The following is a 23,601-nucleotide window of genomic DNA, read 5'->3' as shown; positions in this document are numbered from 1 at the left end:
TGATTCTCATAGACCAAGAGGAGGTGTGACCATATTATATTTTGGTCACACTCTGTCAATCAGTTCCAGGATGCTTCAAAAATGAGTAAATCTTCTCCACCCTCGCCGGCGCGCGGGCCAGCCGACCACGACGTGAGGGATCAGATCATCCAGGCTGCCATGGAGCACTTCGCCCATTATGGGTACGACAAGACCACTGTTTCTGACTTAGCCAAATCGATTGGCTTTTCAAAGGCCTACATCTACAAATTCTTCGAATCCAAACAAGCGATCGGAGAGGTGATTTGCTCCAGTCGGCTTGCGCTGATCATGCAGCGCATTGCGACGGCCACCAGCGACGCCCCGACTGCATCGGAAAAGCTGAGACGTCTATTCCGAGCGATCGCTGAGGGCGGAGCTGACCTTTTCTTCCACGACCGGAAGCTCTATGACATAGCGGCAGTGGCATCTCGCGACCAATGGTCGTCGGTCAAGTCTCATGAGGCCAATATCAGTAAGGTCATTCTGGAGATCCTGACACAAGGCCGCGACGCAGGAGAATTTGAACGCAAGACACCCCTGGACGAACTGACACTGGCGATTTTTCTGATCATGAGGCCATACGTAAATGCCGCGCTTCTTCAGCACAACCTGGACACGCTTCAGGATGCGGTCGTCCAACTGCCGGCTTTGATACTCAGAAGTCTCGCCCCTTAGCAGGGTGTGACCATTGACAATATTGGTCACTGGTAGAAAAATGGGATTCCTATATCGCCTTTTGAGAAAGGGATCCCATGCGCCTGCGTCCTGCCGCCATAGTCGGTTGCTTACTCCCACTCGCCCTTGTCGCTTGCGGGGACTCTTCACCTGGAAAAGACCCGAGAGACACACCGCCGGTCGTGAAAGCGGTCTCGGTACAGGACGCGTCAGCCCTTGCACGTTCGTTTTCCGGAGTAGTGGTCGCTCGCACACAGAGTGACCTAGGCTTCCGAGTATCCGGAAAAATCCTGCAGCGCCTGGTCGATACCGGGCAAACAGTCAAACGCGGTCAGCCCTTGATGCGCATGGATCCGGTGGATCTGAATCTACAGGCACGCGCACAGCAAGAGGCCGTAACTGCCGCTCGGGCACGGGCCAAGCAGACCGGTGACGACGAAGCTCGATATCGAGGGCTGGTTGCCGATGGCGCGGTCTCGGCCTCGTCCTACGACCAGATCAAAGCTGCGGCTGATGCTGCGAAGGCGCAACTCAGTGCCGCGCAAGCTCAGGCTGACGTTGCCAGGAACGCCACCGAATATGCGGTATTGCTAGCCGACGCCGATGGTGTGGTGATGGACACGCTGGCCGAACCGGGCCAGGTCGTCAGTGCTGGTCAAGCGGTTGTAAGGCTGGCCAGGGCCGGGCAACGAGAAGCTGTCGTCTACTTGCCAGAAACACTTCGACCTGCGCCTGGCTCGACTGCGCTGGCCACGCTATTTGGCAAGCCTGCGCAGGCCGTACCCGCCAAACTGCGCTTGCTTTCAGATGCAGCAGACCCCATCACGCGCACATTCGAGGCCAGGTACGTGCTCACTGGGCCTCTGGCGAGCGCGCCATTGGGTGCAACCATTACGCTTGAGATTCCGGATACCGATACGGATTTCGAAGCGAAGCAGATACCCATCGGCGCACTCTTTGACCCGGGTAACGGAGCTGGGGTTTGGGTGATAGCAGGCCAGCCGGCCAAGGTGTCATGGCGCGCTGTGGAAGTGCTAAGTGTCAGTGACGAAAAAGCGGTCGTGAAGAGTGACCTGCACGCTGGCGATCGGATCGTGGCACTGGGTGCGCATCTGCTGCGCGATGGCGTCGAGGTCATGGAACAGGCTCAAACAGCTCAGGTCATGGGGCACCAACCATGAGCCAGCTGCGTTTCAACTTATCCGCGCTCGCAGTACGCGAGCGATCAATCACCCTCTTCCTGATTGTGCTGATCGCCTTCGCCGGCACGCTGGCCTTTTTCAAGCTGGGCCGTGCAGAAGATCCGCCCTTCACCGTCAAGCAGATGACGATTATCACTGCCTGGCCCGGCGCCACTGCGCAGGAAATGCAGGATCTGGTGGCCGAACCGTTGGAAAAACGCATGCAAGAGCTGCGTTGGTATGACCGTACCGAAACCTACACCCGACCTGGGTTGGCGTTCACGATGGTGTCACTGCAAGACAAGACACCACCTTCGGCGGTTCAGGAGGAGTTCTACCAGGCACGCAAGAAAGCGGGTGATCAGGCCAAGCTGATGCCAGCAGGCGTCATTGGCCCAATGCTCAATGATGAGTTCTCGGACGTGACATTCGCGGTCTACGCGCTCAAAGCCAAAGGCGAACCGCAGCGCCAGTTGGTACGCGACGCCGAAACACTGCGCCAGCAGTTGCTGCACGTACCGGGCGTCAAGAAGGTCAACATCATCGGGGAACAGGCTGAACGGATATTCGTGTCCTTTTCCCATGACCGCCTGGCCACGCTCGGAATCACGCCACAGGACATTTTCTCGGCCCTTGACAACCAGAACGCCCTGTCACCGTCGGGCTCGGTCGAAACGCAGGGGCCACAAGTGGTGGTCAGGGTTGACGGCGCCTTCGATCAACTGGCAAAGATTCGCGAAACCCCTGTGGTCGCCCAGGGCCGCCCCCTGAAACTGTCGGATGTGGCCGACGTTGAACGCGGCTATGAAGACCCCGCGACGTTCCTGGTGCGTAACGATGGCGAGCCAGCCTTGCTGCTTGGCATTGTCATGCGTGAAGGCTGGAACGGCCTCGACCTTGGCAAAGCCCTGGAGGCCGAAACAGCCAAAATCAACGAAGGCATGCCCTTGGGCATGACGCTCAGCAAGGTCACCGATCAGGCGGTGAACATCACGTCCTCCGTCGACGAGTTCATGATCAAGTTTTTCGTTGCCCTGCTGGTCGTGATGCTTGTCTGCTTCCTCAGCATGGGCTGGCGTGTCGGCGTTGTCGTCGCAGCCGCGGTGCCATTGACACTGGCGATCGTATTCGTGGTGATGGCCGCAACAGGCAAGAATTTCGACCGGATTACGCTGGGTTCGCTCATCCTGGCCTTAGGGTTGCTGGTCGACGACGCAATCATCGCCATCGAAATGATGGTCGTGAAGATGGAAGAAGGTTACGACCGCATCAAGGCTTCGGCATATGCCTGGAGCCACACGGCAGCCCCCATGCTGTCCGGCACACTGGTTACCGCCATCGGATTCATGCCTAACGGTTTCGCCCAGTCCACTGCCGGCGAATACACCAGCAACATGTTCTGGATTGTCGGCATCGCCCTGATCGCATCCTGGGTGGTGGCGGTCGCGTTCACCCCCTACCTGGGCGTGAAGTTGTTGCCTCGAATCAAGACGATTGAAGGTGGTCATGCCGCTATTTACAACACCCGTCATTACAACCGATTCCGCGCTTTGTTGGGCTGGGTGATCGCACATAAATGGCTCGTGGCAGGCACCGTGGTTTCGACATTTGTGGCCGCCGTGCTTGGCATGGGATTGGTAAAGAAGCAGTTCTTCCCGACCTCAGACCGGCCCGAAGTGCTTGTGGAGCTGCAGATGCCTTATGGCACCTCCATCGAACAGACAAATGCCACTGCGATCAAGGTAGAGTCCTGGCTACGTCAGCAAGAGGAGGCAAAGATTGTCACCACTTACATCGGCCAAGGCCCGCCCCGCTTCTTCCTGGCAATGGCCCCTGAGTTGCCCGACCCGTCCTTTGCCAAGATTGTCGTCCTGACCGAAAACCAGGGCGCTCGTGAGGCCCTCAAGCATCGTCTTCGGGAGGCAGCCTCCGAAGGTCTGGCGCCCGGCGCTCAAGTGCGGGTAACACAACTGGTATTCGGGCCCTACTCCCCCTACCCGGTCGCCTATCGGGTGATGGGCCCGGATGCCTCGCAACTGCGTCAGATTGCAGCACGCGTCCAAAGCGTGCTGCAGGCGAGCCCCATGATGAAGACCGTCAATACCGACTGGGGCCCGCTTGTTCCCACCCTTCACTTCTCCCTGAATCAAGATCGCCTGCAGTCGGTTGGCCTGACGTCCGCCTCGGTGTCGCAGCAGCTTCAGTTCCTGCTCACCGGTGTGCCGATCACGTCGGTCAGGGAAGATATCCGCTCTGTGCAGGTTGTAGGGCGTGCCGCTGGCCAGATCAGACTCGATCCTGCCCAGATCGAGAATTTCACCCTGGTAGGCTCGAACGGTCAGCGCGTTCCGGTTTCGCAGATCGGTGATGTGAGCATTCGCATGGAGGACCCCATCCTCCGTCGCCGCGACCGAACGCCCACCATGACAGTGCGGGGTGACATCGCGGAAGGGCTGCAGCCGCCTGATGTATCCACGGCGATCTGGAAAGACCTCCAGCCCATCGTCACGCAGCTGCCTGCGGGCTACAAAATCGAAATGGCAGGCTCTATCGAGGAGTCGGCCAAGGCCAGCCAGGCTATCGTCCCTCTCCTGCCTATCATGATCGCCCTGACTTTGTTGATCATCATCCTGCAGGTGCGCTCTATCTCGGCGATGGTCATGGTGTTTCTGACTTCACCGCTGGGGTTGATCGGCGTAGTACCCGTATTACTGCTGTTCGGCCAACCGTTCGGCATCAACGCGTTAGTCGGCTTGATCGCGCTCTCCGGGATTCTGATGCGCAACACCCTCATCCTGATCGGGCAGATTGACCACAACCAGCTTGAAGGACTTGCGCCCTTCGATGCCGTGGTCGAGGCCACAGTGCAACGCGCACGCCCAGTCTTGCTCACGGCATTGGCAGCCATCCTGGCCTTCATCCCCCTCACCCACTCGGTGTTCTGGGGCACCTTGGCCTACACCCTGATCGGAGGCACGTTCGTGGGCACGATCATGACCTTGGTGTTCCTGCCGGCGATGTATTCCATCTGGTTCAAGATCCGCCCCAATAGCCGCATTGCCAAGCCAGAAGCTGCAGACCGCGCCTGAGTAGACATTGCCTTCAACCCGTGCGCGCCCGATGCAATTCGAGGCGCGCTCATGATCCAACGAGAGGTCGAAATGACTCACAACGTTAATCAAAAGCGCATCGTGGTGACCGGCACCGGCGTTGTCAGCCCGCTGGGCTGCGGCGTAAAGGAAGTCTGGCGGCGATTGCTGGCTGGGCAGTCCGGGATTCGCGCGCTTGCTGGCGATGTCGTCGAAGGCACTGGCGTGTCAGTGGGCGGCAGCGTGCCCACATTGGCCGAGGATGCAGTGGCAGGCTATCAACCCGAGCGGGTCATCCACGCCAAGGAACGCAAGAAGATGGATCGGTTCATCGAGTTTGCGCTGGTAGCAGCGGATGAAGCATTGCAGCAAGCCGGCTGGAATCCCGAGCGTCAGGCTGAACGCGCGCGCACCGCCACCATCATCGCATCAGGCGTCGGTGGCTTCGGCGCCATCGCAGAGGCGGTGCGCACCACTGACGCACGTGGCCCTCGCAAGTTGTCGCCCTTCACGGCGCCATCGTTCCTGGCCAATATGGCAGCGGGTCATGTCTCCATACGCTATGGCTTCGAAGGCCCACTTGGGGCACCCGTCACAGCCTGCGCTGCGGGGGTGCAGGCCATTGGCGACGCCGCTCGGCTCATCAGAAGCGGCGAAGCGGATATCGCGATCTGCGGTGGCGCCGAGGCGGCAATTGATCGTGTGACGCTAGGCTGCTTTGCGGCTGCACGAGCGCTCAGCACGGGCTTTTCGGATAGCCCTGAGCAAGCCTCCCGTCCTTTCGATAGCCAACGGGACGGGTTTGTCATGGCTGAAGGGGCTGGCTTGCTGGTGATCGAGTCGCTGGAACATGCGCTGGCCCGTGGCGCCAAGCCGCTGGCCGAGCTGGTCGGCTACGGAACGAGCGCTGATGCCTATCATCTGACCGCTGGCCCCGAAGACGGAAGCGGTGCCAGGCGCGCCATGCAACTCGCGCTGCAACAGGCGTCGATAGCGCCTGGGGACGTGGACCATATCAATGCGCATGCGACTTCGACCCAGGTTGGCGACAAGGGTGAACTTGCAGCAATTCGCGCCGTATTCGGTAGCGGCAGCGGCGTGGCGATTACATCGACCAAATCGGCCACCGGCCACCTCCTGGGGGCGGCAGGCGGTGTCGAAGCCATTTTCACGGTGTTGGCGCTGCAAGATCAGATCGTTCCACCCACGCTCAACCTGACTCAGGTCGATGATGCTGCGCTTGGCCTTGACCTGGTTGCACGAATAGCCCGTGAAATGCCCATCGAATATGCCTTGTCCAACGGTTTCGGATTCGGTGGTGTGAACGCCAGCGTACTGTTCCGCCGCTGGGAGGCCAACGTATGAACAGCCGACTCGAAACACACGCCAACGAAGCTGAAGGTGATGCTCAGAGGGCCAACGTCCTGACGGCCAAGGTCATCCTGTTACTGGCAGCACTCGCTGCCATCAGCAACTTGTCCACCAATATCATCCTGCCCGCTTTTCCTGAAATGGCTCGACAGCTCAACGTCTCATCCCAGGAACTCGGGCTGACGCTCTCCAGCTTTTTCATTACGTTCGCCTTCGCCCAATTACTGGTAGGGCCGCTTGCCGATCGCTATGGCCGCAAGCGGCTGGTAGTAGGTGGGTTGATGATTTTCGTGGTGGGTACGTTTTGGGCGGCTAACGCCGCCACACTCGACATGCTGATCCTCGGACGGGTAATCCAGGCCATTGGCGTGTGTGCCGCCGCGGTGCTGGCCAGAGCCATCGCTCGCGATCTTTATGAGGGTGAGAACCTGGCACGCGCGTTATCGCTGACGATGATCGCTGCCGCCACAGCGCCAGGCTTCTCACCTTTGATCGGCAGTATGCTGAACACCACTTTGGGGTGGCGCGCACTTTTCATAGCCGTCGGCATGTCGGCAATCCTTATCGCGCTGTTCTACCTCAGAGGGATAGGTGAAACCCTTCCTGCCCATCGTCGGGTGACTCAATCAGTACCTGCGATCCTGATCGCATACGGCAAATTGGCGTCCAACCGCCTCTTCATCTTGCCCGCACTCGCGACCAGCCTGCTGATGAGCGGCTTATTCGCCTCGTTCGCCGCTGCGCCGTCAATCTTGATGGAAGGCATGGGGCTCAGCTCGCTCCAGGTGGGCCTGTATTTCGCGGCAACTGTCTTCGTGGTCTTTGCCGCTGGCTTGGCTGCTCCTCGCCTGGCTCACCGTTGGGGTAGCCGCGCCATCACCTTGTCAGGCCTCGCGACTGCGTGTACGGCAGGTGCATTGCTGCTGGTCGGCCCAAGCAATCCAAGCTTGGGCTGGTACTCATTGTCGATGGTGCTTTTCCTATGGGGTATGGGTATTGCCAATCCGCTGGGAACGGCCTTGACCATGACACCGTTCGGGAAAGAAGCAGGACTGGCGTCAGCCCTTTTGGGCTTCCTGACCATGGCGATCGGAGCAGTGTCGACCTGGATGGTTTCCACGCCGAAGTTCCCCACGATTGCCGTACTGGGTGCCACTCAAACCTCGGTGTGCTTTCTGGCAATGGTGCTTTTCGCTTGGTATGTCAAACGTAAGGCAATTGTCAGGTAGGAGTATCTCTGCATGAGGTTTGCTCCTGCTTCGCCTGGGATGTGCAAAATCAACTGCATGGCCCGGGCAGCAGCGGAGGCGACCGCTTTCACGCCTTGAATCCTAGGCGATCCGGTCATCGCGCTCACGCAGCAGCCAGCGGCCGTAATTATTCAAGAAGCATTAGCGGACGCTCGGGTTTTCCAAAGCGAAAGCAACACGCCGCCAATCAGCAGGCCGATTGTAATGCTCAACGATATTTCGGCTGGCACTTTACCCACAATGTCATGAAGGAAAATTTTCGAGCCGATAAAGACAAGCACCAGAGCCAGCGCATATTTAAGGTAAACAAAGCGACTGATCATGGCAGCCAATGCAAAATAGAGCGCTCGCAAACCGAGAATGGCAAAGATGTTCGACGTATAAACGATGAACGGATCCTGTGTGATAGCAAAAATCGCAGGCACGCTGTCAACAGCAAATACCAAGTCTGCACACTCAATCAAAATAAGTGCAAGGAAGAGCGGTGTCACCCATAGAATTCTTTTTCCTGACGCATCGGGCAAGCGAATCACAAAGCGTTGAGCGTGCAATTCTTTGGTGATGCGTAGGTGTGTGCGCAGGTAGTTGACGAAACGGTTGTTTTCCAAGTCAGGCGCATGATCGACGCGAGCGAATAGCATCTTGACCCCGGTGAAGACCAGGAACGCGCCGAAGCAGTAAAGTATCCAACTGAACTGGGCGATGAGCGCAGCCCCAAGGCCGATCATGATAGCCCTCAGGACGATAACCCCCATGATCCCCCAAAACAATACTCGGTGCTGGAACTCCCGAGGAATGGCCAGGAAACTGAATATCAGGGCAATAACGAAAACGTTATCCATTGACAGGGATTTTTCAATCAAGAAACCCGTCACATAGTCCATGCTGGCATCGCTGCCTTTCTGGAAATACACCCAGACCGCGAACAGAAGGCCCATACTGATGTAGCCCGCGGACAGCAACAAGCTCTCTTTTACTCCAATCTCCCGATTCCCGCGGTGGAGCACACCTAAGTCAAGCGCCAACAGTGTTAGCACAACAGCGAAAAAGGAAAGCCAAAGCCAGAGGTCAGTACCAAGAACGTCTTGGTAGAGATACGTACTAAGGGCAGACATGAGCCCCTCCTGTATAGTCGTAGTTGAACAACTATGACTCCGACATGGCGGTATAACCGTCAGAGGGGCCCGGCGTCACGAATAAAGAATTTATCGAGCGCGAGTAGGCTGCAAGTAGAAAACATTTACAAATCTTGTCCATGACAAGCTAAAACGCTTGCAGTGAAAAACTAACTTCGCACACCTGATTGCACCAGCCTCATGGGTGCCCCGCACGTTATCAACGCATTCATTGGAGCAAAGCGCCGCTCGCTCGCGTCGATCTGATACAGCGCCTTCCGTCGGTCAGAAGGCACCCTCCCCCGCACGCCATGCCGAACATAGGGTGAACAATCCAAAAAGGCGTTTCACCATGACACCAGCAAAACCTTTTACGTTACTGCTTGCACTTTGCCTGGGCTGCGCTTCAGCACTAGCTTCGGCCGCCACAGACCTGAACCATCAGCGCGCCCCAGGCATGCAATCGAACGACAATGGACAAATGAACGGCCAAGGCGCAGCGACTGGCTCGGGAACACCCGGCGATGGCATGGGTACGGGTGATGGCGGCACTGACGACAATGGGACGGACAATACCGGCGGTGACGGTACCGACAGCGGCTCGGGAACCGGCAGTCATGGCTCTGGTAGTAGCGGCACAGGCGCGGGCGGTGGTGGCAGTGGCTCAGCCGGAAGTGGATCTGGCGCAGGTTCCGGCAGTTAGCTGAAAGGGCCTCAGTTCTGCCCTGGTTTTCAACCGTTCATGCAACCCATGCAGGAGGAAATACCATGCCACGCGGGGACAAAGACAAGTACACGGACAAGCAGAAACGTAAGGCCGAGCACATCGAGCAATCTTACGAGGACAAAGGCGTGGGCAAGGATGAAGCCGAAGCTCGCGCCTGGGCCACCGTCAACAAACAATCCGGTGGCGGTGAAAAACACGCAGGCTCGGGAAGCCGGACACCGTCGCACGTGAAGAAGACCGCACGCTCGGATTCGGCCAAGCGCGCCGCTGAATCTCGCCAGGGGCATTCGCGGACGTCGCACGCGTCGCTGGAATCGCAAAGCAAGGAAAGCCTTATGAAAGAGGCACGCAGCAAAGACATCAAGGGGCGCTCGACCATGACCAAGGCCCAGTTGATTGAAGCCCTGCAAAAACACGGGTGACGGCCAGATGTGATCGGCAACTTGGCAAGCCGGCTGAACGTTTGCTCAACCGGCCCGGTCGCACAACAGAGACGCAGCCGGCTGCGCGAACCCTGACCGTGAGGACCTACCATGAGCGCGATCTCTCCCAATGGGGCTGAAGAACACCCCATCGGCCTGACCCTGAATGGTCAGCGCCTGACACTGCAGGTGAATCCCTGGACCACCCTCCTCGACCTTTTGCGCGAGCAGTTGGACCTGGTCGGCACCAAGAAGGGTTGCGACCATGGCCAGTGCGGGGCCTGCACAGTGCTGCGCGATGGCAAGCGCGTCAATGCCTGCCTGACTTTGGCCATCATGTGCGACGGGGCCGAACTGGTGACCATCGAAGGGCTGGCCAGCGGCGACGTTCTGCACCCCATGCAGCGTGCATTCATCACCCACGATGCTTTCCAGTGCGGTTACTGCACCCCGGGGCAGATCTGCTCCGCAGTCGGGCTTGCCCGCGAAGGGCGCGCCTACACCCGCGAGGCCATTCGCGAACAGATGAGCGGCAACCTTTGCAGGTGTGGTGCATATAGCAACATCGTCGCTGCGGTGGAAGAAGCCCTACCGTTGATGACGGACCTGGCCCCGCCACAACGAGGGCCGAATCCATGACGCCTTTCAGCTACCACAAGCTCGCATCAATCAGCGAAGCCGTGAGCCTGGCTGACGCCAGCTCACACTTCATTGCCGGCGGCACCAACCTCGTCGACCTGATGAAAGAAAACGTGGTTCGCCCCAAGCGCCTGATCGACATTTCCGGCCTTGGGCTGAACGGCATCCACCCCACGTTGAACGGTGGCTTGTTGATCGGCGCATTGGTGAGCAATGCCGACCTGGCCTGGCACCCGATGATCGAGCAGCACTATCCATTGCTGTCGGACGCCATCCTGGCTGGGGCATCACCGCAGTTGAGGAACATGGCCAGCACCGGTGGCAACTTGCTGCAACGTACCCGTTGCTACTACTTCTACGACACCGGCACCCCCTGCAACAAACGTGAACCCGGCAGCGGATGCCCGGCGCGTACAGGCTCGAACCGTATCCACGCGATTCTCGGCGCCAGTGATGCCTGTGTCGCGACCCATCCCTCGGATATGTGCGTGGCATTGGCTGCGCTCGAAGCCGTGGTGCATGTGCAGGGGCCGCGCGGAGAGCGCCAAATACCTTTTGCGGCATTCCATCGCCTCCCCGAGGACACCCCGGAGCGAGACAATCAGCTGGCAATCGATGAACTGGTGGTCGCCATCGAGCTGCCGCCCCCGGTGTTCGAAAAACATTACCGTTATCTGAAAATTCGCGACCGCGCCTCCTACGCGTTTGCGCTGGTATCGGTCGCCGCAGCCTTGAGCTTCGATGGCCAGGTGATCCGGCAAGCTCGCCTGGCGCTGGGCGGCGTTGCTCACAAGCCGTGGCGAGACCCGGTTGTGGAGCGCATGCTGGCCGGCCAGGCGCCTTGCGAAGCGCTGTTCACCCGGGCTGCAAAAACGTTGCTGCAAGGTGCAAAACCTCTGAGCCACAACGGCTTCAAGGTCACGCTCGCCCAACGTGCAATTGTGCGGGCATTGGATGACGCGGCGCGCGGCGCCGCTGACGGGGGGCCACGACCATGATCAAACCCACACCGGTAGCCGGTACGTCCCTGGACCGCGTAGACGGCGTGGCGAAGGTCACCGGGCAGGCGCGTTACGCGGGCGAATACCCCGAAGTGGGCCTGCTCCATGGCAGCGTCGTGTCCAGTACCATCGCCCGAGGTCGGGTACTCAACATCGACAGTACGCAAGCGATGCGCGTGCCCGGGGTGATCGCCGTGCTTGATCATGGCCATCGTCCACATATTTCCAGTTATGACGACGACTACAGCGACGCCGACGCCGCGCAGGGGGCGCCGTTTAGGCCCTTGTTCGATGATCGAGTGCTCTACAACGGTCAACCGTTGGCGCTGGTGGTTGCCCAAACCCTCGAACTGGCCCGGTATGCAGGTTCGCTGATCAGGATCGAGTATGCCGAGGAGGCCCACCAGACCGACCTTGGCGCATGCCAACAGTCGCATGCAGCACCCGCAGAGACACCGCCGCCGCGTGGTGACTTTGCTGCGCAGTTTGCCCGGGCCCCAGTGCAGGTGGATGCCACCTACCTGACAGCCAACGAGTACCACAACCCGATGGAGCCCCATGCGTCAACCGTACTCTACAAAGGCGACGGCACGCTGGAAATCCACGACAAGACCCAAGGCACACAGAACTGCCAGGACTACCTGCACAAGGTGTTTGGCCTGCCCAAGGCAAATATCCGCGTGCGCGCGGCATTCGTCGGCGGTGCCTTCGGCTCGGGCTTGCGCCCGCAGTACCAGTTGCCACTGGCCGTGATGGCGGCGTTGCACCTGCAGCGCTCGGTGCGCGTCACGCTGACTCGCCAGCAGATGTTCACCTTTGGCTACCGGCCCCGCACCGAGCAGCGCCTGCGCCTGGGTGCTGACGCAAACGGGCAGTTGCTGGCGATCGCCCACGATGCGCTCGGCCAGACCTCCCGCTTCGAGGATTTCACCGAGCACGTGGTGGAATGGAGTGGCATGCTCTACCAGTGCGACAACGTTGCCCTCAGCTATCGCCTGGCCTCGCTCGATGTGTACACCCCGCTGGACATGCGTGCGCCTGGCGCCGCGTCGGGGATGATTGCCCTGGAATGCGCCATGGATGAGCTTGCCTGTGCAGCGCAGATTGACCCGCTTGACCTGCGCCGGCGCAATTTTGCCGCCAGCAATGCCAACGAGGGCAAGCCCTACTCCAGCAAGGAACTGCTGACGTGCTACCGGCAAGGTGCCGAACGTTTTGGCTGGCAAAACCGTAATCCGCAACCGCGCAGCATGCGCCATGGCAACCAGCTGGTCGGCTGGGGGATGGCCGGCGGCGTCTGGGAAGCCATGCAGATGAAGGCCAGCGCCAAAGCGCGCTTCGATGCCCAAGGCCACCTCACCGTCAGCAGTGCCACCACCGATATCGGGACCGGCACCTATACCGTCATGACGCAGATCGCAGCCGACGCGGCTGGCGCCAGGGTGCAGGATGTCACCTTCGTCCTGGGAGACTCTTCACTGCCCACCGCACCGCTTCAGGGCGGATCGTTTACGGTGTCGTCGGTCGGTTCGGCCGTGCGCCAGGCCTGCCAGGTACTGCGTACCAAAGTGCTGGAACATGCGCGCAGGATGTACCCCCAAGTGGCCAGCACGGCCCGGGAGCAGATCATTTTCGCCGATGGCTACCTGCACGCGGGCAGCCATCGCCTGGCCTTGGCGGACATCATCGCCAGCGCCCCCGAAGGTGAGTTCGAAGTGCAAATCGACGCCGAGCCCGGCGCCAGACGCCAACCGTTCTCCACCGCTACCCATTCGGCAGTATTCGCGGAAGTCCACGTCGACGAGGACCTTGGCACAATCAAGGTAGTACGGGTAGTCAGCGCTGTTGCGGCGGGACGAGTAATCAACCCGAAAACCGCGCGCAGCCAGATTTTGGGAGGCGTGGTGTGGGGGGTGGGTATGGCCCTCCACGAAGCCGCGCTGACCGACCATCGGTTGGGCCGCATCGTCAACCACAACCTCGCGGAATACCACATCCCGGTGAACGCAGACAGCGGGGATATCGAAGTCATCTTCGTTGAAGAGCACGACGACATCGTCAACGAGCTGGGGTCCAAGGGCGTGGGCGAAATCGGCGTCGTCGGGGTGGCAGCCGCGGTGGCCAACGCGGTCTACCATGCCACGGGCAAGCGTGTGAGGGAGTTTCCGATCACGCTCGACAAACTGCTGAAAGACAACAGTCAGGTATGAGTAATATCTGTGCATGAGGTTTGCGCCTGCATCGCCGTCGGATTCCCGCTCACTGGGCGTCGGTGGCTTCAGGCGCAGGCGGATCAATGCGCTCGATATTTCCCAGAACCAACGCTCGCCCGGCAAATAGACCGCCGGATGTTTCCAGGGCAAAACGTGCGGCATCGCGTGTGCGCACCTCGTCGGTCACCGCGTCAGCTTCAACGCTCGAGGCTCCCAAGGTCAGCACGGCCTGGCGGCCAAGCAGCAAGGAGGATTCAAAGGTTTCCCGCACGATGTAGTCGGCATCGTGCTTGACCAGTTCCAGCGCGTGCTCGCGGTCAAAGGCGCGTACCAGCACCTTCACCTGCGGGCAATACTGCCGCGTGCTTTCGACGATGCGTGTCGCGGCCTTCTTGTCATTCACGCACACAATGATGGTGCGGGCGTGACGGGCCCCGGCAGCATGCAACAGGTCATGCCGGGCACCATCACCGTAATAGACCTTGAAACCATAAGGCTCCACGGCGCGGATCACCTCGGGGTCCATGTCGATGATTGAAAGCTTGGCGCCATGAGCGAGCGGTGCCTGACAAGCGATCTGGCCGACACGGCCAAACCCTATGATGAGTACATGGCCTTGGAGATTCTGTGCCGGCTCCACACCGTCCATGGAAACCGCCCGGGGCCGCGCGAAACGCTTGAGCAACAGAAGGTTCACCGGCGTGAGGGCCATGGACAGCACCACGATAGCCGTCATGTTGGCGTTGATTTCGGCACTGACGACCTTGAGTTTCAGCGCTTCGGTAAACAGCACAAACGCAAATTCGCCCCCCTGCGCCATCAGCACGGCGCGGTCCAGCGCATCGCCATGCTGGCTTTTCGCTAGGCGCGCGACCCCATAGATGCACAGCGCCTTGACCACCATCAGCGCCAGCACGCCAGAGCTGATGAGCAGCCAGTTCCTGGCCACCACCTGCAGGTCCAGCGCCATGCCGACGCCGAGAAAGAACAGCCCCAGTAACAGTCCGCGAAACGGTTCTATGTCAACCTCCAGCTGGTGGCGGAAGGTGGACTCCGACAGCAGCACACCGGCAACAAAAGCTCCCATCGCCATCGACAGGCCGCCGATTTCCATCAGCAGCGCTGCTCCTAGCACCACCAGCAGCGCCGCCGCAGTCATCACCTCGCGCGCCCTGGCTTGGGCCAGTACCCGAAACAGGGGGTTGAGCAACCACAACCCGATGATTACCAGTGCGCTGAGGGACACGGCTGCGATAGCCATGCGCTGCCACAGGGGTGAGGTGGGTTCGGGCACCGCTGCAGTCGGCGCCAGAAATGCCACCACCGCCAGCAAGGGCACTATCAGCAGATCTTCAAACAGCAGAATGGACACGATGCGTTGGCCCCTCGGCTCGGTCAAGTCACCCCGCTCCGAGAGAACTTGCATGACGATGGCAGTGGATGTGAGTACAAAACCGGCCGCGCAGACGAATGACACCTGCCAAGGGAAACCAAAGGCCTTGCCGACGACGGTGAGCAGAACGGCACAGATCAACACCTGCAGGCTGCCCAGCCCAAAGATCTGCGCCCGCAGCGCCCACAGATGCGAGGGATTGAGCTCCAGGCCAATCACGAAGAGAAACATAACCACGCCCAATTCGCCCACATCGATGATGGTGTGAGGGTCATTGACCAGTTGCAGCCCGAAGGGCCCGATCATCATCCCCGCCAGCAGGTAACCCAGCACCGAGCCGAAACCGATGCGCTTGAGCAGTGGCACGGCCACCACGGCAGCGCTGAGCAACGTGATGACACCCAACAACAGTCCTGCGTTGCCTTCAGCGGCCATGGCTTCGACCCTCAGCCCCTGTCAGGACCGGTTATGGAGAAAGTACCGGACGAATTATCGCTGGGCGTCTCAGTTCGCCTGGGATGTGCAATATCCACTGCATGGGAAGCGGCAGCTTCCGGTGGAGCAACTGAAGAAACACCCGCCCGCAGGTAGGTCGCGGGCGGGTAATACTGGTGACGAGGGGCTGTCCCCTAGCCTTCGCGAACCTCGATGCGCCTGCCACTCGCACGCGCTTGCTTGGGCAATTCGATACGCAGCACACCGTTGTTGCATCTGGCGCTGGCCTGCTCGGCAATGACCTCGGCAGGAAGCCGGAAGGTGCGCCGGAAACTGCCAAAGGTGCATTGCCGGACGCGATAATGCCCATTGCCCTGCTCCTGCTCGACGCGCTTTTCACCGCGAATGATCAGCGTATCGCCCCGCACCTCCAGGTTCAGGTCCTCCTTGACCATTCCAGGTATCTCAAGGCGAACGACGATCCGCTCACCATCCTCGTAAAGATCGCCGGCCAGCAGCCCCCAGTTCGAGGCAAGCGCCGGTGATGAGGCCGCATCCTGCGACTCGCCCCTGCTCCGCCTCACTGGCGTGAAGCGCGTCAAGGCCTCGCTGGTGCGATCGCGAAGCTGACGCCAGCCCTCGCCCAGCGAATGCCAGGTTTCCTCCAGGCCATGTCTGAGTTCAGCTAGTTTGTCCATGGGTCGTCCTCCACACGCTCAAGGCCCTACGCGCTTTTCACGACGATCTTGCGCGGCTGGGCATGTGCATGTTTGGGAACACGCACGTTCAGCACGCCGTCCCGTAGCTCAGCGTCGATTCGGGTCGTATCCAGCTCGGAGCTCAAGGTGAAGGCTCGTCTGAATCGCGACAGCTGGACTTCAGCGTAGACGGCCTCCAGCTGTTCGGACAACTGCGGCATGATCTCCCCTTCCAGCACCAGCGTGTCACCCTCCACATTGACCACGAGATGATCCTTGGGCCCCCCGGGAAAGTCGGCAAACAGCTGGATTCCGTTTTCGTCTTCGAAGACATCGACGCGCGGCAGCAGTGTTTGGGTTTCAGTTTCGCCGCGCACGACTGCTTGCTTGTCGTTCATGGTGATTCCTCCTTCAAACCTTTGCTGTTACTGGATGACTATACGCTTGGGCTGCAGCGCTTCCCGCCGCGGCAGGGAAATGCGCAGGACGCCGTCGCGGTAGTGGGCCTCGACCTTGTCGGTATCGACCTGATCATTGAGGCTCACGGTACGCTTGAAGGGACCTGCATAGCGCTCGTTGGCGTACACGGAGCAATTGCCCTCCTGCGTGCTGCGCGCGGGCCGGCGCTCGCCGGAAATCGATAGCAGGCCTCGGTGAATCTGCAGATCGATGTCGCTCGGGTCAACGCCGGGAACGAAGGCGTAGACCTCCATGCTCGATGGCGTGCTCGCGACATTGATGGCAGGAAAAGCACCACTGGCCAAGGCACGAATGCTGCCTGGGCGCCCGAGCCCCGTTCCCAGCACATGTTGCAGTTCGCGCTGGAGCTTCTCGAACTCGGCAATCGGATCGCTCGACAGATTAAGAAGGGACTCGTACATGACAATCCTCCTTCCAGCTGACTGAAATGATCTCGAACAGGAGGCGCGAAGCGCCGGGTTTCGGCCCCTGATGACGGAATTATGTGAGCAATCTGGAGGTTTTCAAGCCCCGGTTTGAACGGATATGGAATTACACATCCGCGCTCTTTTTCCCGTTCAATCTTTGCCTTGGCGCCATTCACACAGGGCCTAGGCAACTCGATCATCTCGCTCACGCAACAGCCAGTAGGTCAGCCCCAGGGCCAGGGTGGCGCCAGCGAGCGCCGCGACTTTGGCCGGGCTGACATCGGGATCAAGGATCACGATCTTGCGCGACAGCGCGATCAACCCGATCAAGAGGACCGTCTTGACCTGAATGATGCTGCCATGGCGCAAGACAACGCGCACGATGGAATGCTTGAATTCCATCGCGATCAGCAGCGTCATGACCATACCGAACACATTCTGGAAGATCCGGTGGTCCAGCGGATTGAACGCATCGATGATCAGCAGGCTGAAGACTATCTGGATCAGCTGTACCAGCGACACCACGATAACCACCGCGATCACCAGCGAAAGAATGTGAGCGACGATCTGCTCGAAACGCTCGTAAAACGTCAACACCGCCCACTCGCGACGCAGTCGCATGCGCGTGGTCTCGGGCTCATCGCTGTCCTTCATGCCTCACCTCTTCAGCAGCAAGATCATTGCAACGAGAAACCGCAGCCTTCGGCCTGCGCTTCACGCATTTTCACTGTCGAGCTCTTTGGCCGGCGCGGCTTGCCGGCGGTCGAACCCGACCCGCTCCGCCTTGTCGTCCCAGCGCACATGGGCGTGATCACCCTTGCCAATGCCGCCGCCGAGCATTTCACGTGCCAGTGCCGTCTCCAGCTCGCTGCGGATCAGTCGCTTGAGCTCGCGGGCACCGAATTCGGGCTTGTAGCCGACTTGCGCCAAGTGATCGACCAGTGTCTCGTCGAACGTCAGCGTCACGCCCTGGCTCGCGGCATTGCGGGCTACGCGCTCAAGTTGCAGGCCAACAATGTGGCGGATCTCCTGCTTGCCCAGCGCATGGAAGACGATGATCTCATCGATTCGGTTGAGGAACTCGGGGCGAAAGTGCCCGCGCAGCACTTCCATCACCTCGACCTTGGTCTTCTCGTACTCCTCACCAGCCGCTCCAGGCGCCTTCAGCCGCCGCTGAATAATGTCGGAGCCCAGGTTGGACGTGGCGATGATAATGGTGTTGGTGAAGTCCACCACGCGCCCCTTGCCATCGGTCAGTCGCCCGTCGTCGAACACCTGCAGCAGGATGTTGTAGACGTCGGCGTGGGCCTTCTCGATTTCGTCGAGCAGCAGCACGCTATAGGGCTTGCGCCGGACCTTTTCGGTAAGCTGGCCGCCTTCGTCATAACCAACGTAACCCGGAGGCGCGCCCACCAGCCGAGCCACGGAATGGCGCTCGCCATACTCTGACATGTCGATACGCAACAGGGCGCTCTCGTCGCCGTAGATGGTTTCGGCCAGCGCCTTGGCCAGCTCGGTCTTGCCGACACCGGTGGAGCCCAGGAACAGGAACGTGGCAACGGGCTTGCTGCCTTCGCGCAGCCCAGCGCGCGACAGCCGAACCGCGTCCGCCACCGCACGCACCGCCTCGTCCTGCCCCACCAGGCGCTCATGCAGCCGCTGCTCCAGGTGCAACAGCTTCTCGCGCTCCTCCACCGTCAGTTCATTGACCGGAATGCCGGTTAGCCGCGAGACGATTTGCGCCACATGTTCCGCCTTGACCTCGGTGCTGCCCGAGCCGCGCTCGCGCTCCCACTCCTCGACCCGCTGCTTGAGTTCGGCCTCCGTGGCTTCGACGCGCTTGCTGATCTGCGCCGCATTGTCATATTGCTTGCGCGAAGCCGCGTAGTCCTGCTCGCGGCGCAACTGGTGCAACTCCGACTCCATTTCCTGCACCGCAACCGGACGCGCCGTCGCCGATAACTTGACGCGGGCGGCAGCCTGATCGAGCAGATCGATGGCCTTGTCCGGCAGAAAGCGCGCGCTGACGTAGCGGTCGGACAGTTCGGCGGCAGCGATGATCGCCTCCTCGGTGATGCTGACCTTGTGGTGCGCTTCGAAGGTGTCGCGCAGGCCGCGCAGGATCATGATGGTCTGCGCCACCGTTGGCTCGGGCACCACGACCGGTTGGAAACGCCGCTCCAGCGCAGCGTCCTGCTCGATGTACTTCTGGTACTCGTTGAGCGTCGTCGCGCCAATCAGGTTCAGCTCACCACGCGCCATCATCGGCTTGAAGACGTTGGCCACGTCCAAGCCGCCTTCTCCACCGCCCTGGCCTGCCCCGACGATGGTGTGCACTTCGTCGATGAAGAGAATCAGCTCGCCCTGATGCTCGGCGATTTCCTTCAGCACCTTCTGCACGCGCTCCTCGAACTCGCCTCGGTACTTCGCGCCAGCCACCAACGAATTGATGTTCAGTTCGACCAGGCGCTTGTCGCGCAGCGTCTCGGGCACCTCGCCGGCCACCATGCGCTGCGCCAGCCCCTCGACGATGGCCGTCTTGCCCACGCCAGGCTCGCCGATCAACACCGGGTTGTTCTTCTTGCGCCGCGCCAGTACCTCAATGGTGGTTTCGATTTCCTGTGCCCGCCCGATGACCGGGTCCAGCTTGCCATCGCGCGCCATCCTGGTGAGATCGCGCGAGTACTTGTCGAGCTCCGGCGTTTCGGTCGGTGCCTCGGCGCGACCATCCTCTGCACCCTTGCCAACCACCTTGCTGACGCACTGGCGCAGGGCCTGCGGCATAAGGCCATAGCGGCGCAGCAAGTTGGCGGCCAGCCCTTCGCCCTCTTCGGCCAGCCCGATCAAGAAGTGCTCGGGGCCTACGTATGCGTGCCCCAACTCATTGGAGGCGACGAAGGCGCGACTGAGCGCATCCTTGACCCGAGGCGACACGCCGACTTCGCCTTCAAATGGCTTGTCGCCGCGCTTGGCTTCGGCTTCGATCTGGCGCTTGAGCTCATCAACCTTGATCTTGAACTGGCTCAGGATGGTCTTCACCACGTCGCTGTCGGCCAGCGCCAATAGCAGGTGTTCGGTGTCGACTTCGGACCGACCGAACTCCGTGGCACGCTTGGCGGCTTCCTGCAACAGGGCCTCGGAGTGTTCGCTGATGCGGCTGGCCAGCCCGCTGCTGCGGCGGCGTGGCGTGCCGGACGCTGCGCGGCCAGGTTCCCCAGACGACGCTTCAGCCACTTCATCGGCATCCGTGGCAACGGATGCCGAGTCTTCTCCGATGCGCAGCAAATCGCTGCCCATGAACTCTTCGAACAAACCGCTGCGCGAGCCGAAAAGGGCTTCCAGTGGGGAAAGGGTGCGTTTTTGCTGGCGCACCAATTGGCGGTAGTGATCATCACACAACAGCATGATGCTGTGGCGGCCATTGACCTTGGCCTCCACCCGTGTCGTGGCGGGTTGGCCACAGACCTGGCATTGTTTGCTGGCCATGCGGGCGCTCCTTGAGTCATTGAGATGACGAGATGGAGCCTGCCGCAGCACCTCGTCTGCTGATGGGCCTTCGTGACGACTTCAACGAAATCTCCGAGTCAGCTTCAATTCGGAGTCGAACGGCTGTGCTTCGATGCACCCGCTTCGCGCTCCTCGAGGATGATCGTCAACAGCCCATTGTCGAATGGGCGCTTGATCAAAACCTGATCGGCATCGTCAGGCAGGTTCAAGGGTGGCGGGCAACAGCCGTAGAGCGTTCGGCACGAGGGAAGGCGCACTTCTGCTGCTCTCGCAGCAGTCGGGCGTGATCGGGATGTCCTTTCCTTGAGATGGGGCCATTCGAAGGAAAGCCAGTACTGCATCCGTGATGTCCAGCGCCAGCTTCAGCACGCCTGGTAGGCAAGCGCGGGTTGGCGAGCGACGAAAACAGATGCGCCCAGGCCCAAGGAACTTTCGCAATGCTGGCTAAAGTCTGCGCCTGGTAGTCCGAAAGTCAAGCAGTATCTGCGATCGGTTCAGAAACAGTCAGCGGGCAGGCCGAGGCGAGCCGAGTTTAGGCGCACGCGCTCCATCTGATACGTTCTTTTATCATCCACCTGAGTCTTTTTCGTGGAAGGCCCACTGCTTTATAAGTTTTCGCGATCGGGGTGCGATCGGACTGTACCCGGGCACTCAATTCTCCAGCCGTTCAGGGAACCGGAAGGCCTCGCAAGTACTCAGGAACTCCCATGAACACCTCCTGCACGAGCTATCACAGCATGGCGCTTTCCGAGTCTCAGCGCGACATACTCGGTATGATTGCGACCAATCATCAACTGCACGACATCCTCACCGCCATCTGCTTGATGATCGACGCCCAGGATCCCGGCACACTGTGTTCGATACTGCTCACCGATGCGCAAGGCAAGCATTTGCTGAAGGGCGCCGCGCCTGGCCTGCCGCCTGCCTACAGCGATGCAATCCATGGCTTGCCCATCGGGCCTCAGGAAGGTACGTGTGGCACAGCTGCATTCCGCCGCGAGCTGGTGGTGACAGCGGATATAGCCCGGGATCCGAGCTGGGAGCGTTTTCGCAGTCTGGCGCTAGGGTACAATCTACGCTCCTGCTGGTCGTTGCCATTACTCTCGCATGAGGGCTCCGTTCTTGGGACATTTGCGCTATACCAGGATCAAGCGATTGCGCCAAGCGAGGTGCAGATCCATCGGCTGACCTGCGCGGCGCAACTGGCTGCCATTGCGATCCGGCATGAGCGTGACGGCCAACGTCTGGAGGAAAGCGAACAACGGTTTCGCTCATTGTTTACCTACAACCCCAACCCGGTTTTCGCCCTTGACAGGGCGGGCAACATCCAGAGTGTGAACCCAGCTGGCCTGAAGCTTAAAGCTGGCGCGGCAACTGATCTTGTCGGCCATCATTTCTCCCACCTCGTGTTCGAAGAAGACCTGCCGAAAGTGAATCAGCATTTTTTCGCGGCCCGCGCCGGTGAGCCGCAGCGATTCGAGGCAAGGGTGCGCGACGAGAGCGACGACAAGCAGTTGATCATGGATATCGCTAACCTGCCAATCATGGTCAATGGCGAGATCGTCGGGGTATTCGGCATCGCGCGGGATATCAGCAAACAGAAGCATTACGAGCGCCAGTTGAGTATCAATGCCAGCCATGACGGGCTGACGGGTTTGCTTAACCGCCTGTCTCTGGAAGACCGGCTTGTCCAGGCGTGTCGCAGCAGCCGTCAACGTAAAGTTCAACTGGCGGTCATGTACATCGACCTGGATGGATTCAAATCCATCAACGACTCCATCGGGCACTACTTCGGCGATCAAGTGCTGATCGAGGTGGCACAGCGCTTGACCCAGCAGGTCCGTCCGGCTGATACCGTCGTGCGTATGGGCGGCGATGAGTTTGTCGTTCTGCTGACGGACCTGCTTCGTGACGAAGACGCTGTCCCGGTGGCCGAGCGACTGCTGGCCAGCATTGGCAAACCCTACTGTATCCAGGGTATTGACCTGCACGTGAGTACCAGTATCGGTATTACGGTAAGCGATGGTCACATCGAGCAGCCGATGAAGTTGATCCAGCAGGCTGACATGGCCATGTACAAAGCCAAGCAACAAGGTCGGAACAACTTTCAATGGTACACCAGCGATCTTAACCATCGCGTTTGCGAGCACAGAAGCCTACGTAATGACCTGCAAAAGGCTATCAAAACTCAATCGTTCAGCCTGCATTATCAACCGCAAATAGAAGCGCGCACGCGTCGGGTGGTCGGGATCGAAGCGTTGTTGCGCTGGGAGCATCCGGTTAGAGGGTTCATCTCTCCAGCGGTTTTCATACCGGTGGCAGAGGACAGTGGTCAAATTATCCCTCTGAGCCTTTGGGTACTCGATACGGCGTGCGCGCAGTTGCGCGACCTATGTGATCAGGGCTTCAACGGTATCTCGATGGCCGTAAATATTTCGCCGATGCATTTCCAGTGCGGTCAGTTCGTTGAATGTATCCAGGCAGTGTTGAGCAAGCATGGGCTCAGCGCTGGACAATTGGAACTGGAGATAACCGAGTCACTCTTGCTGCATAACGTTGAACAAGCAATCGCAACCTTGCACCGCCTCAAAGACTTGGGTGTACGCATTGCGCTGGATGATTTCGGTACGGGGTTCTCCAGCCTGAGTTATCTCAAGTGCTTGCCAATAGACAAAATCAAGATTGACCGCTCCTTTATCCAGGACATCTCGACGAACCCACACGATGCAGCAATCACTCAAGGCATCATTTCGATGGCCCATCATCTCAGCCTGTCAGTGGTCGCTGAAGGTGTGGAAACTGCGCCTCAGGTGAACTTCCTGGAAAGGGGGCGCTGCGATATTCTCCAAGGCTATTACTTTGCGAGACCCATGTCGCATGAGGCGCTCAGGACTTTCTTGGCCGACTAGTCCACCGCCATGGTGATGTCCTCGGCTCGCCGGGTTGATATTTTCGTGCTGCTTTGTAAGCGATGCCT

Annotated in this window: 17 protein-coding genes; 10 read left to right on the top strand and 7 right to left on the bottom strand. The window is 59.8% G+C overall.

Going from position 1 to position 23,601, the window contains the following annotated elements:
* Positions 1-81: 81 nt before the first annotated feature.
* The 5 genes from LU682_RS13505 (at position 82) to LU682_RS13485 (ending at position 7,566) form a co-directional block, all read left to right on the top strand.
* Entirely contained in the window at positions 82-696 is a 615-nt protein-coding gene (locus LU682_RS13505) for a TetR/AcrR family transcriptional regulator (protein ID WP_010954179.1), read from the top strand.
* Between the two features lie 77 nt (positions 697-773).
* Positions 774-1,877, top strand: a complete 1,104-nt coding sequence (locus LU682_RS13500) for an efflux RND transporter periplasmic adaptor subunit (protein ID WP_010954180.1) — start codon at positions 774-776, stop codon at positions 1,875-1,877.
* Entirely contained in the window at positions 1,874-4,966 is a 3,093-nt protein-coding gene (locus tag LU682_RS13495; RefSeq protein ID WP_010954181.1) for an efflux RND transporter permease subunit, read from the top strand. The genes LU682_RS13500 and LU682_RS13495 overlap by 4 nt, the downstream gene beginning before the upstream one ends.
* 72 nt (positions 4,967-5,038) lie before the next feature.
* Entirely contained in the window at positions 5,039-6,331 is a 1,293-nt protein-coding gene (gene fabF, locus LU682_RS13490; RefSeq protein ID WP_010954182.1) for a beta-ketoacyl-ACP synthase II, read from the top strand.
* The gene (locus LU682_RS13485; protein ID WP_010954183.1) at positions 6,328-7,566 is read left to right on the top strand and encodes a multidrug effflux MFS transporter; all 1,239 of its coding nucleotides are present in this window, start codon (positions 6,328-6,330) and stop codon (positions 7,564-7,566) included. The genes fabF and LU682_RS13485 overlap by 4 nt, the downstream gene beginning before the upstream one ends.
* Positions 7,567-7,718: 152 nt before the next feature.
* Here LU682_RS13485 and LU682_RS13480 read toward each other — a convergent pair whose 3' ends face one another.
* Positions 7,719-8,702: a TerC family protein gene (locus LU682_RS13480; protein WP_010954184.1), complete on the bottom strand. Its 984-nt coding sequence runs from the start codon at positions 8,700-8,702 to the stop codon at positions 7,719-7,721.
* Positions 8,703-9,470: 768 nt separating this feature from the next.
* Here LU682_RS13480 and LU682_RS13475 point away from each other — a divergent pair.
* The 4 genes from LU682_RS13475 (at position 9,471) to LU682_RS13460 (ending at position 13,701) form a co-directional block, all read left to right on the top strand.
* Positions 9,471-9,851 (top strand): hypothetical protein, encoded by a 381-nt coding sequence (locus LU682_RS13475; protein ID WP_010954186.1) that lies wholly within the window; start codon positions 9,471-9,473, stop codon positions 9,849-9,851.
* A 111-nt stretch (positions 9,852-9,962) separates the two neighbouring features.
* Positions 9,963-10,490 carry a (2Fe-2S)-binding protein gene (locus tag LU682_RS13470; RefSeq protein WP_010954187.1) on the top strand — a complete coding sequence of 176 codons (528 nt, stop codon included), beginning with the start codon at positions 9,963-9,965 and terminating at the stop codon, positions 10,488-10,490.
* Positions 10,487-11,488, top strand: a complete 1,002-nt coding sequence (locus LU682_RS13465) for an FAD binding domain-containing protein (protein ID WP_232856728.1) — start codon at positions 10,487-10,489, stop codon at positions 11,486-11,488. The genes LU682_RS13470 and LU682_RS13465 overlap by 4 nt, the downstream gene beginning before the upstream one ends.
* Complete coding sequence (locus LU682_RS13460; RefSeq protein ID WP_010954189.1) at positions 11,485-13,701, top strand: xanthine dehydrogenase family protein molybdopterin-binding subunit; 2,217 nt, start codon at positions 11,485-11,487, stop codon at positions 13,699-13,701. The genes LU682_RS13465 and LU682_RS13460 overlap by 4 nt, the downstream gene beginning before the upstream one ends.
* 49 nt (positions 13,702-13,750) lie before the next feature.
* Here LU682_RS13460 and LU682_RS13455 read toward each other — a convergent pair whose 3' ends face one another.
* From LU682_RS13455 to clpK, 6 genes are all read right to left on the bottom strand, one after another.
* Positions 13,751-15,532, bottom strand: a complete 1,782-nt coding sequence (locus tag LU682_RS13455; protein ID WP_082412175.1) for a monovalent cation:proton antiporter-2 (CPA2) family protein — start codon at positions 15,530-15,532, stop codon at positions 13,751-13,753.
* 194 nt (positions 15,533-15,726) lie between these two features.
* Positions 15,727-16,230: an Hsp20/alpha crystallin family protein gene (locus LU682_RS13450; RefSeq protein WP_049587859.1), complete on the bottom strand. Its 504-nt coding sequence runs from the start codon at positions 16,228-16,230 to the stop codon at positions 15,727-15,729.
* Positions 16,231-16,256: 26 nt separating this feature from the next.
* The gene (locus tag LU682_RS13445; protein WP_010954192.1) at positions 16,257-16,628 is read right to left on the bottom strand and encodes an Hsp20/alpha crystallin family protein; all 372 of its coding nucleotides are present in this window, start codon (positions 16,626-16,628) and stop codon (positions 16,257-16,259) included.
* Positions 16,629-16,655: 27 nt separating this feature from the next.
* A complete protein-coding gene (locus LU682_RS13440; protein ID WP_010954193.1) occupies positions 16,656-17,111 on the bottom strand; it encodes an Hsp20/alpha crystallin family protein in 456 nt (151 codons plus the stop codon).
* Positions 17,112-17,300: 189 nt separating this feature from the next.
* Complete coding sequence (locus LU682_RS13435; RefSeq protein WP_010954194.1) at positions 17,301-17,771, bottom strand: phosphate-starvation-inducible PsiE family protein; 471 nt, start codon at positions 17,769-17,771, stop codon at positions 17,301-17,303.
* 60 nt (positions 17,772-17,831) lie between these two features.
* Positions 17,832-20,603, bottom strand: a complete 2,772-nt coding sequence (clpK, locus tag LU682_RS13430; protein ID WP_049587857.1) for a heat shock survival AAA family ATPase ClpK — start codon at positions 20,601-20,603, stop codon at positions 17,832-17,834.
* Between the two features lie 728 nt (positions 20,604-21,331).
* Between clpK and LU682_RS13425 the strand changes: the two genes are divergently transcribed.
* Positions 21,332-23,533, top strand: coding sequence for a putative bifunctional diguanylate cyclase/phosphodiesterase (locus LU682_RS13425; protein WP_010954198.1), 2,202 nt, complete (start codon positions 21,332-21,334; stop codon positions 23,531-23,533).
* The last annotated feature ends 68 nt before the right edge of the window (positions 23,534-23,601 follow it).

The organism is Pseudomonas alloputida (genome assembly GCF_021283545.2).
Lineage (GTDB): Bacteria > Pseudomonadota > Gammaproteobacteria > Pseudomonadales > Pseudomonadaceae > Aquipseudomonas > Aquipseudomonas alloputida.
The sequence above is the reverse complement of the archived record's forward strand: the minus strand, read 5'-3'. Positions and strand labels throughout refer to the sequence as shown.